The organism is Achromobacter xylosoxidans (genome assembly GCF_014490035.1).
Taxonomy (GTDB): Bacteria; Pseudomonadota; Gammaproteobacteria; order Burkholderiales; family Burkholderiaceae_B; genus Achromobacter; species Achromobacter bronchisepticus_A.
Map to the genome: position 1 here is coordinate 1,596,428 of NZ_CP061008.1, position 15,295 is coordinate 1,611,722.

At 58.4% G+C, this 15,295-nt stretch carries 8 protein-coding genes and 1 tRNA gene; 6 read left to right on the top strand and 3 right to left on the bottom strand.

The window, feature by feature from the left end; translation table 11 throughout:
• Positions 1-14 precede the first annotated feature (14 nt).
• From pstA to IAG39_RS07480, 6 genes are all read left to right on the top strand, one after another.
• Entirely contained in the window at positions 15-869 is an 855-nt protein-coding gene (gene pstA, locus IAG39_RS07455; RefSeq protein ID WP_118932910.1) for a phosphate ABC transporter permease PstA, read from the top strand.
• A 49-nt stretch (positions 870-918) separates the two neighbouring features.
• The gene (gene pstB / locus IAG39_RS07460; protein WP_006221056.1) at positions 919-1,695 is read left to right on the top strand and encodes a phosphate ABC transporter ATP-binding protein PstB; all 777 of its coding nucleotides are present in this window, start codon (positions 919-921) and stop codon (positions 1,693-1,695) included.
• 87 nt (positions 1,696-1,782) lie between these two features.
• A tRNA-Pro gene (locus IAG39_RS07465) sits at positions 1,783-1,859 on the top strand.
• Between the two features lie 2,135 nt (positions 1,860-3,994).
• Positions 3,995-6,925 carry a DEAD/DEAH box helicase gene (locus tag IAG39_RS07470; protein WP_118932909.1) on the top strand — a complete coding sequence of 977 codons (2,931 nt, stop codon included), beginning with the start codon at positions 3,995-3,997 and terminating at the stop codon, positions 6,923-6,925.
• A gap of 1,488 nt (positions 6,926-8,413) precedes the next feature.
• Positions 8,414-10,675 (top strand): PhoX family protein, encoded by a 2,262-nt coding sequence (locus IAG39_RS07475; protein WP_102774131.1) that lies wholly within the window; start codon positions 8,414-8,416, stop codon positions 10,673-10,675.
• A gap of 190 nt (positions 10,676-10,865) precedes the next feature.
• Positions 10,866-11,345: an ArsR/SmtB family transcription factor gene (locus IAG39_RS07480; protein ID WP_223283384.1), complete on the top strand. Its 480-nt coding sequence runs from the start codon at positions 10,866-10,868 to the stop codon at positions 11,343-11,345.
• Here the strand turns inward: IAG39_RS07480 and moaA are convergent.
• The 3 genes from moaA to IAG39_RS07495 are packed head-to-tail and all read right to left on the bottom strand — an operon-like array spanning position 11,342 to position 15,286.
• Positions 11,342-12,436: a GTP 3',8-cyclase MoaA gene (gene moaA / locus IAG39_RS07485; RefSeq protein ID WP_088590543.1), complete on the bottom strand. Its 1,095-nt coding sequence runs from the start codon at positions 12,434-12,436 to the stop codon at positions 11,342-11,344. The two genes, IAG39_RS07480 and moaA, sit on opposite strands and share 4 nt — an antisense overlap.
• An 8-nt stretch (positions 12,437-12,444) precedes the next feature.
• Positions 12,445-12,774: a c-type cytochrome gene (locus IAG39_RS07490; protein WP_006224616.1), complete on the bottom strand. Its 330-nt coding sequence runs from the start codon at positions 12,772-12,774 to the stop codon at positions 12,445-12,447.
• A 28-nt stretch (positions 12,775-12,802) separates the two neighbouring features.
• On the bottom strand, positions 12,803-15,286 hold the full coding sequence (locus IAG39_RS07495; protein ID WP_088590544.1) for an arsenate reductase (azurin) large subunit: 2,484 nt from the start codon (positions 15,284-15,286) through the stop codon (positions 12,803-12,805).
• Positions 15,287-15,295 lie beyond the last annotated feature (9 nt).

Sequence of the window (15,295 nt, forward strand, 5' to 3'; positions counted from 1 at the left end):
ACAAGGAAAACATCATGGCTGTATCCGTACTCAATATGCAGAACGGCACCTATCGCCGGCGCCGCGTGGTCAACCGCATCATGCTGACCATTTCGCTGGGCACCCTGGTGTTCGGGCTGTTCTGGCTGTTCTGGATCATTCTGACGCTGCTGATGAAGGGCGCGCCCGCGCTGTCGTACACGCTCTTCACCGAGATCACGCCGCCGCCCGGACAGACCGGCGGTCTCATCAACGCCATTTTCGGCAGCGTGATGATGGCTGGCGTGGGCACGCTCATCGGCACGCCCGTCGGCATCCTGGCCGGCACCTACCTGGCCGAATACGGCCAGCGCGGCTGGCTGGCGCCGGCCACGCGCTTCCTGAACGACGTGCTGCTGTCGGCCCCGTCCATCATCATCGGCCTGTTCATCTATGCCGTGTACGTGGCCCAGGTCGGGCACTACTCGGGCTGGGCCGGCGCCATCGCGCTGTCCATCCTGGTGATCCCGGTGGTGGTGCGCACCACCGACAACATGCTGCTGCTGGTGCCCAACAGCCTGCGCGAAGCGGCTGCCGCCCTGGGTTGTCCCAAGTGGCGCATGATCACCATGGTGTGCTATCGCGCCGCCAAGACCGGCATCATCACCGGCGTGCTGCTGGCCATTGCGCGGATCTCGGGTGAAACCGCGCCGCTGCTGTTCACCGCGCTGTCGAACCAGTTCATGTCCCTGAACATGAACGGCCCGATGGCCAACCTGCCGGTCGTGATCTACCAGTACGCCGCCAGCCCCTTCAAGGACTGGAACAACCTGGCATGGGCCGGCGCCACGCTGATTACGCTGCTGGTGCTGGGCATCAACATCATCGCCCGCAACATGTTCCGCAAGTAAAGATCGCTTTGCCGGCGCGCCGGGGCGCGCCGGAGCCAAGGGAAACCAAATGGAAAACACCGCTACCGCCGTCAAGAACAAGATCGAGGTCAAGAACCTGAACTTCTACTACGGCAAGTTCCATGCGATCCGCAATGTGAACATGTCGATCCAGGAGAAGAAGGTCACCGCCTTCATCGGCCCGTCGGGCTGCGGCAAGTCCACGCTGCTGCGTACCTTCAACCGCATGTTCGAGCTCTACCCCGGCCAGCGCGCCGAGGGCGAAATCATCCTGGACGGCGAAAACCTGCTGACGGCCAAGACCGACATCTCGCTGATCCGCGCCAAGGTGGGCATGGTGTTCCAGAAGCCCACGCCGTTCCCCATGAGCATCTACGACAACATTGCCTTCGGCGTGCGCCTGTTCGAGCGCCTGTCCAAGGGTGAAATGGACGAGCGCGTGGAATGGGCCCTGAGCAAGGCCGCGCTGTGGAACGAAGTGAAGGACAAGCTGCACCAGAGCGGCAACAGCCTGTCGGGCGGCCAGCAACAGCGCCTGTGCATCGCGCGCGGCGTGGCCATCAAGCCCGAAGTGCTGCTGCTGGACGAGCCGTGCTCGGCGCTGGACCCGATTTCGACCGCCAAGATCGAAGAGCTGATCGCCGAACTGAAGAACGACTACACCGTCGTCATCGTGACGCACAACATGCAGCAGGCCGCGCGCTGCTCGGACTACACCGCCTACATGTACCTGGGCGAGCTGATGGAATTCGGTCAGACCGACCAGATCTTCGTGAAGCCTTCGCGCAAGGAAACGGAAGACTACATCACGGGCCGTTTCGGCTGATCGCCAGCGAGACGGGCCGTCGCCGGACGCACGGCCAGAGACAGGCATAGGCCAGGCGGGCCGAGATCTGGTATAGTTGCCACCCTTCGGGGCGTAGCGCAGCCTGGTAGCGCATCTGCTTTGGGAGCAGAGGGTCGTGAGTTCGAATCCCACCGCCCCGACCAATAAAATCAAAGGGTTAGCTCAATGTCATTGAGCTAACCCTTTTTCTTTGCTTGGCATATGGGACAACATATGGGACAACGAACTTGCAGTTGGCGGTGAGCAAGTTCAGGCGGCATCAAGGCAAGGATGTGCACTCGGTGGCAATAGCGCATTTCGGCACTTGCCGGGTCTCTGCTTGGTTGGGGCGGGCAGCTCGCTGCACTTTGGGCTCATCAGGCCGTGCGCTGGGGCAGCAACGTGAGAGTTCCGAGCCCAGGTCGCAGAGCATCGGCGGCACCACGCGACAGTTGAATCGTTACGACCCCTCGCCCCTTCCATCCTCGCGGCCTTATTCGTTAGCGGAGCAAATGCCGAGCTGTGCTGTGGACCGGTCTTCCCCGGTGGCACTTTTAAAGCGTCGCGGCCTGTACTCTGCATGTGCTGTGTGCATTGCACTGAGACCATACTGCACACCTCAGTGTCAAATGCGCTATGAGCTGCGCTGAGAGAAATCAAAGTCGACGGTCTATCCGACCCGAACCGCGGAGACTTGGCCTAGTACGGGAATGAGGGGATAGGGCATCCTTTAACCTAGTACTGATACGAGGGGTGCCCTTTCGACAATGGAGGTAGGAGTTGCCAGCGCAATGTCTGAGTGGCTGCGACAGGGACACAGAGTCTTTCAGACGGCTAACAGATTATTTCGCTGAGTCGACACCGGGCTGGCCGCGGGCCGCGATCCCGCGTATGAGGCGCTGAAACTTGTCGGCAGGTCCGTAGATTTCACGCCGCCGCAACCGTCCGGCTCGTGGCGTTGCAAAATAACTCCCACCTTGAGACGCCGGCGCCGGACAGTTGCCGCCACGGTCACGTACGTCTGGAACATCATGAACCGTTGATTGTTCCACCTTCACTGACGGTGGGCGGGGAGCGGGGCGGCTGTCCCGTTGTGGACCATCGAACAGACCCGGAGTGCTTAGCTGGCGTAGAGATCAAGTGCCGACGCCATCAGTCAAAGCTCTTTTCAAACACCTTATCAAAATCCCCTATCAAATGTTCCCAATGTGCGGGGAAGCTTGGCGCTCCGGTGGGCATCGATTCTTGCCACGGACAAAGGGGAAGGCTGGCTCGGCGGTCTCTCGTTCTAGCGAGCGGAGTCGTTGGATTGTGCAATACAGGACTCTGGCCAGACCCTCGGACTTGCCCACTTTCTTTTGCACGGCGCCCCAACCGTCTTCTAGACCCTGCAAGGCAAAAATTCGGAGATTCGACTCGCGTTTCAGAAACAGAGCGCGAGACCGCGCAGAACGCGCTCTGGACTGCAATGGCTCTAATGTGGCTGCCTACCCGTCACCCGGGGTGTTTCGACCGCTCATGCGGGCTGTGGACGCGTCTAAGGACCATCACTGCATCTGCGAGGGCGTCCCATCTGGAATTGGTCCGGCCTATTGTGGCTTATCAGGTCAGACAGCGGCGCAGACGCTGTTGACACTGGCGTAGCCAGTAAAAGATTTGGGATTGGGAATGGGATTGGGATTGGTAGCTTTGCATCCGGTTTGCACTGGGTTCGAAAGTAAAACCTGGCCATAACCTGCTGGGTTTCCGCTACAGGCCCCCAGGTTCCCTCGCTTCGTGGGTATTTCTCCTATGAGGATGGCCATGGATCCTGTGTCAGCGGCGCTCATGGACCTCAAGATCTGAACAACTGTGCTGGGGCACAGCGCGCTCCTGTACGCGGTGTTTTAGAACCCAACTGGTCGAGTGCCGCTCTAGGTTTTGTTGTGGGAACCGGCGGTTAACCGAGTAGGAACCCAGCAGGATCCCAACGGGTTTCCTGTTACGAACGATGTTGCGTTGTGCTGCGGATTCGCAGTTCATATCCGGCGGTGATTGCTATCATCAGGCGTACCGATAGGGCTGTGTTTGTGGAGAAAAGTGTATGGACTTGGGTACTACGGTGATGCTCGGAGTACTTGTAGCTGTTATCGCATTCGGCCTTTGGGTCGCGAATAACATCGCTCGTTCCGAAGGGCGCAACAAAGAAGACCATCAGACCTGAAGCGGCAATAATTCGGAGTAGGTCTCAAAGATTAGGCTGGCTTGTTATGTTCTTTGAAGTAACAATTGGTCATCTAGTTCATTCCGGGAGGGGGACGTGGCCGATTTCTTCATTGAACATAGCCACATGCTGGCTTTGAAACCCATTAGCAGTCCGAACTCGGGTTTTAGGCCAGGCCAGTTGGGCGCTCTTCATTCTGTGGCGGCCCACTTTTCGGTCTACGACGAGCCGGCCATAGTGTCTTTGCCGACTGGATATGGGAAGACTGCCGTGATCATGGCGCTTCCTTTTTTGTTGGGCTCAAACCGTGTGCTGGTGGTGGAACCCACGGATGTGCTGAGACGACAGACCTCGGCTCACTTCGGCGAACTGTCGACGCTACGCAAGCTCAAGGTCTTACCGGCGGAGGCAGAAAATCCTCATGTACATCCACAGAAGGGCAGGCCATTAAGCGCCGATGAATGGCTTGCCCTTCGAACTTTCGATGTGGTCGTGTCCACGCCAGCGAGCACATCGCCGGTCCTGGAGCCCGTAAGCCCCGCAGACCTATTCGATTTGATTATCTTTGACGAGGCGCACCATGCTCCAGCAGACACTTGGAGTGCGTATCTCGGTCACTACTCCCGCGCCAAGTTTGTCTTCTTGACGGCTACTCCATTCAGGCGCGATAAAAAGCCAATTCCGGGCCGTCTGGCATATAGCTATCCAGTTTCCAAGGCGTCTCGCGAACAAGCGTTTGGGAGCGTCTCCTTTCGTCCAGCGCCTGTGCATAACGATCACGATGAGGACGAGGTGGACCTCGCCATCGCAAGGGTGGCGATTGCACAGCTGCGGGAAGATCAGGCGCAAGGATTCGACCATCGACTGTTCGCGCGAGCATCCTCGATATCCGCTGCTAGGAAGCTAACGGGGATTTACGCCGGGCTTGGGGTGAGGGTAGAAGCGATCGACAGCGGAATTTCCAAACGGAGGCAGGAGCAACTGGAGGTCTTCTTGCTCCGGGGGGAGCTGGACGGAATAGTCTGCGTTGACATGTTCGGGGAGGGCTATGACTTTCCAAAGCTGAAGATCGCAGCACTCCATGCGCCGCACCGCTCCCTAGTTCCAACAATACAGTTCATAGGGCGGTTCGCGCGAACAAACGATGAACGGACGGGCAACGCTACTTTAGTGTCGACTGTGAGTCGTCTGCAAGATGCCACCGCAAGGCTCTTTCAAGAGGGAGTGGACATCGCTTCCCTTATCGACGAAGAGGCGAGGCGTCAGCTCGCCGAAGGGGCTGCCGATGAATCAATCTTGGAGATCTTGAAGCCGAAGAGGCAGACAGTCTCGGACTACGACGCCGTGTCGCCAATATCATTTGAGCTATATGCCCATGCTCGAATCTTTCAGTGCGACGTGGCCCCGGACTTCACTTTGTTTGAGGCATTGATAGGGCGAAGGCTTCACTTGGCTAAGCAGTGGATCTCGGATGATGGATTGATCACACTGCTTTTGACCGTCGACAATGAGCCGCCGAACTGGGCGACTGCTGACGTGCTTGTAAATGTACGACACGACGTTTTCCTGCTGGCCTACAACGCTGCTACACGATTGTGCTTCATCGGCTCCACTCGTAGAACAGATCGCTTATATATCGCACTAATGCAGGTCGTGGCCAAGGATCACCATAGACCTTTGAGCTTCGAGGAGACCATCCGTGCGCGCGCCGGCCTTACGGATATGCGCTTCTACGCTGTTGGCTTGCGTAATACGGCCATAAATTCGCAAGCAGAATCCTATCGCATGCTAACTGGACCTCGTGCTGAGCGAGCGGTCACGCCGGGCGATGGGCGCGCCTACGTACAAGGACATTACTTTGGTAGTGGATTGGAAGATGGCGAGCGTGAAACCATCGGAGCAAGCAGTAACTCGCGTATATGGAGCAATCAACGTCTCTCCGTATCGCAATACCTTGACTGGATATCGAAGCTGAACAATCGCTTGAATGGCGACGAAACGCTGGCAGAGTCTCAGCTAGATCTCGTCCAGCATTCGCAGACGTTGCGGCGAATCCCAGATGTTGTCATTGGTGGAAGCTGGTCGCGCAATGCCTACAAGCAGGCGCACCGGTTGAGATATCGACGTGTTGGACAGCAGCAGTGGCTCTATCGCCAAATCACTGATCTAGAGCTCTCGTCATTCGCCTCAGGACCTGATGGCCTGGATTTCGAAATCGTCTCGGACTCAGATGCGGTGCCCTACCGCATGTCTTTAGCCGGGGGCGCATTGTTTCGACAGCACGGCGCTGGTTGGGAAGTCGAAATATCTAGCACGCACGATGACTGGTTGGATTTTGACCAGTGGCTTTCTATGCACCCTCCAATCTTTTACGCAGCCGACAAGTCATCGTTCGAAGGGATGAACTGCTACCCGCCTCCGAAGCTGGCCAGCAATCGGCTTCTTGATGAGGACGTCGAGAACCCTGGGTGGGATGGCTGTGAGATCGGTAGAGAGTTTGACGCCGATAATCCCGAACGAATGACCGTCCACAGACATTTGGAATTGTGGATCAGGGCGAAGGAAAATCTCGAGGTCCTCGTTTATGACCACAGGACTGGGGAGGCCGCCGACTACATCGCGGTCACACGAGAAGAAGACGACAGAGTCCTCGTCAGTCTGTATCACTGCAAGGGAGCTGGGGGCGAACCGAATGGTGCCCGTGTTGACGACGTCTACGAAGTCACCTGCCAGCTACTAAAGTCAGTTGTTTATTGCGAATCCCGTGTGTTGGTCGAGCATGTGGAGCATCGGATAAATGAAAGGCGGCATAGGCGTCCGTCAGTCTTCAAGATCGGCAATCTTGCAATGTTGCAAGAGATCTTGCTGAACCGGGGCGCGGAAAAAGTCAGTTTCGCCATCTATGGCGTGCAGCCGGGGATTTCGAAAGGACAGATTGATGCCCACCTCGCTGATCTTATGGCCTTCAGTATTGACTACGTGAAAAGAGGGGGCGCGGCCGTTGGGAAGTGGTTGGTGAACGCATAGCCGAGACTTCCATCAGGTGGGGCCGCCTTTGTCACGAGAGACTTAAGGGCGTGGGCGCAACACTGAAGTGGTTTCTGAGCAAACTTGGACAACTGCTCGCAACGCGTCGAAGGTGGCCCAGATGCAACAAATGTACTGGGAAAGCTCTGCCGTGCTTCGCGGTGCCGAAGACCAGGCGGACCAGCGGCTCTCCGCTTCGCACACTGAATAAAACCTGTCGAGGAGTGCGGCGGCTGGTCCAGGTTCGGCTCTGTGGACGATCTTATTCCGTACCGTATTGAGTTGCTCCGCAGCAATCCAGCATGCGCCCTCATTAAAGTGTCCGGCGACTGCTCTTGCCAAGCACAAGGCATTAGAGAATGTGAGCTTCGCTTCGTCAAAGTAGCGAGGGTTGGCGACTGACGAACGGGTAATGGATCGCAGTTGCTCTTCGACCAGGAGGTGTCCTTTCAGTATTACTGTGAGTTCGTCCGCTGTTGGAGGAACGAGCCGAAAAAATCGTTCGTCATTCTCCGCAAAATCGGCTTTATGGTTGGCAGGACTCTTCGCGGGGGCGCTCGCATGAGATATAGGGGCGCGACGAGGTTAGCGCGCAGTAGAGGGGAGGAGCAATCTCGGCTTTGGCAGGGACTACCTTATCTCTTGCTAGGCGGAATTCACCAGCCCGAACTTTCAGCTGATGTCTGTGGTCTCGGCTCCGAACGAGGTACGGTCGTACCTGGGAAAGTTGCGTACCGTACATTCCTTCATGTAGGTACGGTATGGCGGCGTAGCTGCGGCTTGCGGGGGGGGATCGCCTATGTCTTTGATCCACGAAGAAAATTCCCGCAGTCGTACCGCTGTCCTCGCTTTGCGCCGGACTCGGCAGCACCAAGGGAGGTGTCGAAACTCATCTGACTTGGGATTTGCGCTATCGAATTACGGAATCGAGATTTTTCGATATACAAGTGCTGCTGCAGCCTCCAGCCGGATTTAGCCTTCGGAGGTCCGATTTCTGTGCCAAATTTAGGGGGACGCGCCGTCATGCTCCGAACGCAACTATTGCGTGATGCTGGCGAGGCGCCTAGTCGGTACCCCCACGTCCGTCCGTTTCGGTATTGGCAATCCATGCCGGAAACAGCAGCCCAACGTTGATTGCTCTCGACATACCATTGTTTACAGCGGGCCGCTTTCGGCCGAGGCTGTGTGAAAATTCACCGTGCTGCGGGTCATGTCGTAAGTTGGCTTCGCAGGTCAACTCAGGATCGACGATCGGAGTTGAGGGAAGGGTTTGATTACCCCCGAAAACATGTCCATCACGAGTTTTTACACAGCCTCGACCCCAAGCGGTCTGTCGTCCAGTACCGCTTCGTATAACCACTCCTTCTCGTGCGGTTAGGCTCTATCACCTAGCCCACTACGGCTTGAAAAGAAGGTCCGATCCGTCATGAAAAAGTAATTGGCGCCGCCTACATTCATTACTTCGTTAAATCCGGATAAATGGACAATATGAAGACCAACATGGATGCGCCCGTCGTGGACTTCAATGACGAGGACTCGAACACATCGCCAAATCCGACATTCGACGCGGTGCTACAAACCCGCTTGAGTCGACGCCGGATTCTGAAGGGAGGCATGGCAACGGTGGGCTCTGCCCTGTTCGGGGTTGGCCTGGCGGGCTGTAATGGCGACGGAGACGACGACAGCGATGTCGATAGCCCGGACACGCCGCCCACAGGAGCACCTTCCACGGAGCCCCCGGAAAAACTGCTCAATTTCGGCGCGGTTCCGAAATCATTGGCAGACGCGGTCAGCGTTCCCTCCGGATACACCGCGCAAGTGCTCTATGGCTTGGGTGACCCGCTCGCCGCGGGAGTGCTTGCCTACAAGAACGATGGCACGGACAACGATTTCGACAAGCGTGCTGGTGACCACCACGATGGCATGGAATGGTTCGGCCTTGGTGCTGACAACCGGCCGTCGGCAAGCTCGACGGATCGCGGGCTGCTGGCGGTCAACCATGAGGCCACGACGAACGAAGGGCTCAGTTCGTTCTTCCTACATGCAAATGGGGGCACGAGTACGCTACCCCGGCCAGCCGCCGAGGTTGACAAGGAGATCGCCATTCATGGAGTGTCGGTTGTCGAGGTAAAGAAAGCCGGCAATTCCTGGGTCACGGTTCCCGATTCGTTGTTCAATTTCCGACTCACGGCGCTTTCCGAAATCGAGATCGCCGGCCCCGCCCGCGGTAACCCGCTGCTGGTGACGAAGTACTCGCCCGATGCGACGCGGACGCGCGGCACCCTCAACAACTGCGGCACGGGAAAGACCCCTTGGGGCACCTTTCTGACTGGCGAGGAAAACTGGTACGGTTATTTCACGCGAGACGCTGCGGACGATGCAGCCCGCGGGAATGACAAATCTGTCACCTCGCTTCGGCGCTATGGACGCAATCAAGGCGCTGCGTCGCGCCACGGCTGGGAATCGGCCGGCGCGGACGACCGATATGCTCGCTGGATAATCAGCCAGTCTGGCGCGTCGGCTGACGGTAGCGACGACTACCGCAACGAGATGAACGGCCAGGGCTACGTCGTCGAGGTGGATGCTTACGACCGCAGCAGAAAGGCGAAAAAGCGCTCGGCTTTGGGCCGGTTTGCCCATGAATCGGCCGCTTTCCGCACGGCCGTCGCGGGTCAACCGATCATCGTATATATGGGCGACGACGCTCGTGGCGAGTACCTCTACAAGTGGGTCTCGTCGGCCAATTGGGATCACGCGGACGCAGACGCGATCAGTCGTATCGCTGTGGGCGACAAGTATCTTGATAACGGCACACTCTTTGCGGCCCAGTTCTCAGAAGATGGAACCGGCTCGTGGTTGGAACTGTCGATGCAGAACTCGGCGGTCAGCGGGTATGCGACCTACCCCTTTTCCGATCAGGCCGATGTGGCAGTTAATGCCCGCTTGGCGGCCGATGCCGCCGGTGCAACCAAGATGGATCGGCCCGAATGGTGTGGCGTGAACCCCGCGAACGGCGAACTCTATTGCACGTTGACGAACAACAGCAGCCGCCGCGTTGATCCCACCGGCTCGCAGTATGAGCCCGACTCCGCCAATCCTCGCGTGTACACCGATATGAAGGGTGGCGCTAGCCAGACTGGCAACCCCAACGGACACATCATTCGTATCAAGGAATCGGCGGCGGCCGGTGATGGCGATCGCTTCGAATGGGATGTGTACCTGTTCGGCGCGCAAGCCGACGCCGATGTCACGACCGTAAACCTGTCCAGTCTTACCGATGACCAGGACTTTTCAGGCCCGGATGGTCTGGTGTTCAGTGCGGTAACGGGTCTGTGCTGGCTGCAGACCGATGACGGCGCCTACACCGACGTGACCAACTGCATGATGTTGGCCGCGCGCCCCGGGCAGGTTGGTGATGGGGCGAAGAAATCCCTGACTTATCCCAAGGGAGACGGCAGCACGCTTACGGTGGATACCTACGTCGGTAAGCCGCCAGCGGCAGAGCAGCTCAAGCGCTTTCTGGTGGGCCCGGTTGGATGCGAAATTACGGGGTTCTGCGAAACACCCGATGGCAAGGCCATTTTTGTCAACATCCAACATCCTGGCGAAAACACGGACCAAGCCAACCTCGCTGATCCTTCCAAGTACACCAGCCAATGGCCAAGCAATGCTGGGTATGGAGCTGGCAAACGGCCCCGCTCCGCGACGATCGTAATTACGAAGGATGACGGCGGCCGTATCGGAACCTGATACCCAAAACCATAAGTAGGGCCAACATCGTCGATTCGTCGACAACTTTGCGGGGCGATGCTGGGGGCTGGCATTCGCCCCATTTTTTTGCGGCGGCCGCTTTCGCATGTCAAATGTTGCTGACACTAATCTGTCATCTATGCGATATAGTCTGTCCGGATATACAGAACTACCGACTTATCGAATTTCCATGCCCATCGCCAGCACGTCCACGCCTTCACCAGCGGTTGCCAGCCATTTCAACCCGGATTTACCTCGGGACGGAGTGTCTTTCCAGCACGCGCTAAGCGCATTCCACGCCCTTTCTCAGCCAACGCGGCTCGAGATTTTTCGCCTTTTGATGGCGCGCGAGCCGGAAGGGGTGCCTGCGGGCGCCATCGCGGAAATGGTGGAGGGCCCCCACAACACGGTGTCGCAGCATCTGTCGGTGCTTGCCCGCGCGGGCTTGATCTGGGGAGACCGCCAGGGGCGAAGCATCATATATCGTGCCGACGTAGGCGTCATGGGCTCGTTGATGTCGTTCATGTTGACCGATTGCTGCCATGGCCATCCCGAGGCTTGCGCGCCCGTCATCGCTGCGTTGGCGGGCCACTGCGACTGCGACATCATCCCGAACAAAAAGCCACTTCGTAGCGCCAAGAAAAAGGCTGGCGCCTCGGCGGCTACCTAGCCGCCGATGTAGCTCATCTCGATCTTTTGTTGGCGTGGTTGTAACGTTCGAACCTCTGAGTATCGATCGTTGCGGGATCGCCACCGCTCAGCCAAGCCGTTGATCAGCATTTGTGGATTCGACTCCGACCTCAATTGCAAACGTATGTCATCGCCTTGTTCGGCAAACAGACAGGTATAGAGCTTGCCGTCGGCCGAGACCCTTGCCCTTGAGCAATCGCCGCAGAATGGGTGGCTGACGCTAGAAATCAAACCGATTTCTCCTAGCCCGTCTTGGTAAGCCCAGCGGCGAGCGACTTCGCCGCGCACCGTTGGCGCCAAGGGCGTCAGCGGGAAAACGGCATGTATTCTCTTGAGGACTTCGTCGGATGGCAGCACGGCCGAGGCATTCCAACCATTGGTCGCACCGACATCCATGAATTCGATGAAGCGCAGCGCGTGCGCGGTTCCGCGAAAGCGCCGGGCCATCGGCAGGATCTGATCGTCATTCACACCACGTTGCACCACCATATTTATCTTGATGTGCGGGATGCCCGCAGCCTGGGCTGCGGCTATACCCGCCAATACATCATCCACGGAAGCAGTCGTGTCCGCGACCCGCGCAAAGATGGACGGCGAAAGCGCGTCAAGGCTGACGTTCAGACGCCGCAACCCGGCGGCGGCCAGCCCCTGGGCCTTGCGTGCCAATAAAGACCCGTTGGTGGTCATGGCCAGATCAATCGGCGCGCCGGACGGCGTACGCAACGCCGCCAGTCGCGCAATAAGATGCTCCACGTCTTTGCGCAGCAGCGGTTCACCCCCGCTGACCCTGACCTTACGTACGCCCAGGCTGATGAAGGCGCTTGCGACTCTCTCAATCTCATCAAAAGTCAGCAGCTCTTCGCGGCGCAGGAATGAATGATCCGCGCCGAACTGATCTCGGGGCATACAGTAGGTGCAACGAAAATTGCACTGGTCTATGACCGAAATGCGCAAGTCATGCAGAGGCCGACCGTGCCGGTCTTCGGGCGGGCCGTCCATGCCTGACGAGGCGGTCGATGTTGACCGTAGCGAGGGAGATTTGCGGCGATCCAACAGCGGAGCTTCGATCATGTTCTGCGTCAGCCTGGCGCGCCGGCAAGTATCCAGTCGACGACCTTTTTCGCGTCCTCGGCTGAAATTCCGGGGTTCGGCGGCATCGGCACAGGTCCCCAGGTGCCCGCACTGCCATTCTTGATTTTCCCTAGCAGCAGGGCAGCGGCGCCGGGTTCGTCCTTGAACTTGGCGCCCACGTCCTTGTATGAGGGGCCGACGACCTTGCGGTCAACCGCGTGGCACGCCAGGCAATTGTTCTTGGTCAAGATCGCTTGGATTGTGGCGTCCGGGGCCGCAACACAGGTCAGGCTGGCAGATGCCAACCCGACCGACACGAACAGCTTGGTGATACGCATAAGGGGCGGTGCTCCTTTGATTGAAAAATCAGCCCAGGGTGAATCGGCGGCTCTTGAAACTGATGGTGTTCCTGAACTCCTCGACGGAGCCCACTTTCCGGATGTTCCCCCAGGTGCCTTTGTAGTAGGGAATGATGTTGCGGTCGGTCCACTCGGTCGTGACGTCGCCCTGGATGCCGTTCACGTAGCCGAACATCATGAATGTCTGGCCGCGCTTGATCTCCGGCACCGGGTACACCATTGCGTAAGTCGACCCGTAATCGTTGTAGACCTCGACCACGTCTGAAGCCTCGACGCCCAGCTCCTGGCAATCGGCGGGATTGATCTCGATGTATGCCATCGGATAGCGGTCCTGGGCGAAGCTGTTGTACTGGTCGTGATAGGCCGTTTGCCAGATCTCGTTGTTGCGGCCGTTGTTCAGCCAGAACTTGTACTTCTTCTTTTGGGCGGCCACGGGCTCGGGCAGGCCTTTCCACTGCGCCGGCTTGAAGTGAGCTTTTCCGTCGGCGGTGTCGAACTTACCGTCCGTGTAGAGCATTTCGGTGCCTTTGAGCTTCCCGTCCGCGTAGGCCTGAACGGGTAACTGGACGCCGTTATTGCCGGCGGCGAGCAACCGTTCGTAGGTCACCAGGTGACCGGTATCTCCACCCTGGCTGTCGATCTTGGGCGCGTCCTTCTGGCCCGCCCGACGAAACCCATCATTGAACGCATCCTCTTCCGTCTTCCAGTCGAATCCGGCGAAACGTTGCGCCATCTTGCTGTTGCCTTCCTTCTCGTACATGGCTTTCAGCGTGTTGGCGATTCGCGCGGCGATCAGGCAGTCCGCTTGCGCTTCCCCGGGCGGGTCCATGAACTTTTGCGACAGGCGAATGCGCCGCTCGCCATTCATGGACGTCAGGTTCGTTTCGCCCGGGTGCGCCGCTGGAAGCAGCAGATGGGCAGCCTCGGCCAGCTTGGTTGGATAGAGATTGATGCTTGCAACAAACAGTCCGCCTCGTTGCGTGGCCGCATAGATGATGTCGACCATCTCTTCGGTTGAAGCGCCGCGCGCTTTCTGCATGGCTTCCTTCACGATGGCGGACCGCTTGAACACCGCCTCTCGGAGCGCTTGCGCGTTATTGCTGGTCTGGAAGTTGTTGGACCCCCACCAGGTCATCATCCTGCCCTTGCCTTTGATGAGTTCCTGGTCAATGTAGATTTTCTTGTCGCCAGGGTAGGGGGGCCTGGCATAACCCTCTTGGTGCCCCCCCATGCGTACACATCCGGTGCCACGGCGCCCCACGTTGTGCGTGGCGATGACCAGATCCAGCAACGCCGACTGAATGACGTAGTTGTCGTTGCCCCAGATGATGCCTTTTTCGTAGGCATGCATCGTGCGCGGAAGCTGCCCTGTCTTCTTCGGCTTGTACGACCACTCCGCCGCCTTCTTCAGGTCGTCGACCGGCACGCCCGTGATCTTGCTGCATTCCTCCAGAGGCATGCGATTCGCCTTAACGGCCTCATCAAATCCCGCCGTGTGCGCCTTGATGAACGGCTTGTCTACCCAGCCCTGTTCAACCACGTAGGTAAACAGTCCGTTGAACAACGCGATGTCAGTGCCGGGTTCGATCGCCAGATGCAGCACTCGATCTTTTCCGGCTATCTGTCGGGCGATCGCGATGGAGGGCGTGTCGCGCGGGTCCACGAAGACGATGCGGGTAGTTGGAAGATCTTCACCCGCGAAGCGCGCCTTTTTCTTGTCGACCGTCTGCCCGTACAGATTCGGAACCCAGTGGTTCAGGAAATAGTTCGTCTGGGACTCGTAAGGATTATTGCCAATGGACCACAACACGTCGGCAAGCTCGGCGTCTTCGTAGGCGTTGTTGAGTTCGCCGACGCCCATCTCGCGCGTGGCGTGGCATTCCGAGTTGTACGCCGGGCGATTGTGGATACGCACCATCGGCGTCTGTAGCGCGGTGAACATCAGCTTGCCCGTGCCCCAGGTGTTCTCGAACCCTCCGCCCGCCCCGCCGTGGTCAAAACACGAGAACACAATGCCTTCCGGGCCATCGGTATCCAGCACCTTCTTCAACAGCCCGGCGTACAGCGCCAGGGCGTTGTCCCACGGAACGTCCACCCATTGGTCGGCGGCATACATGCGCGGCTGTTTCAGGCGCGCCTTGCCATCGCCATCGGGCGTGTACATATAGCTGGCCATCCGGCCGCCACGGGTCGAACTCAAGCCGCTGTTGACCACGCATTCCTTGTCCGGAACGATCATGATGTTGTGACGCGAGCCATCCCGCTGCGTGATGACGTTGGTCATCGCCGGGGTAAGCGTCAACGCGAAAGGCGGTAGCTGCTGACGAAAGTCCTGGCCCAGCGCATTCTCCTCGGGCGCCCGGCCTCCCTCGCTTTGCTCGGGCCATTTGTAAACGTGGTACCCACAGCCGACGATACAGAAGTGGCACGTCATATTCGTGCGCGCGGCATCCTTCGGCGGCAAGGTGATGCGGTCTTTGGGTGCGGACATGAGCGTCTC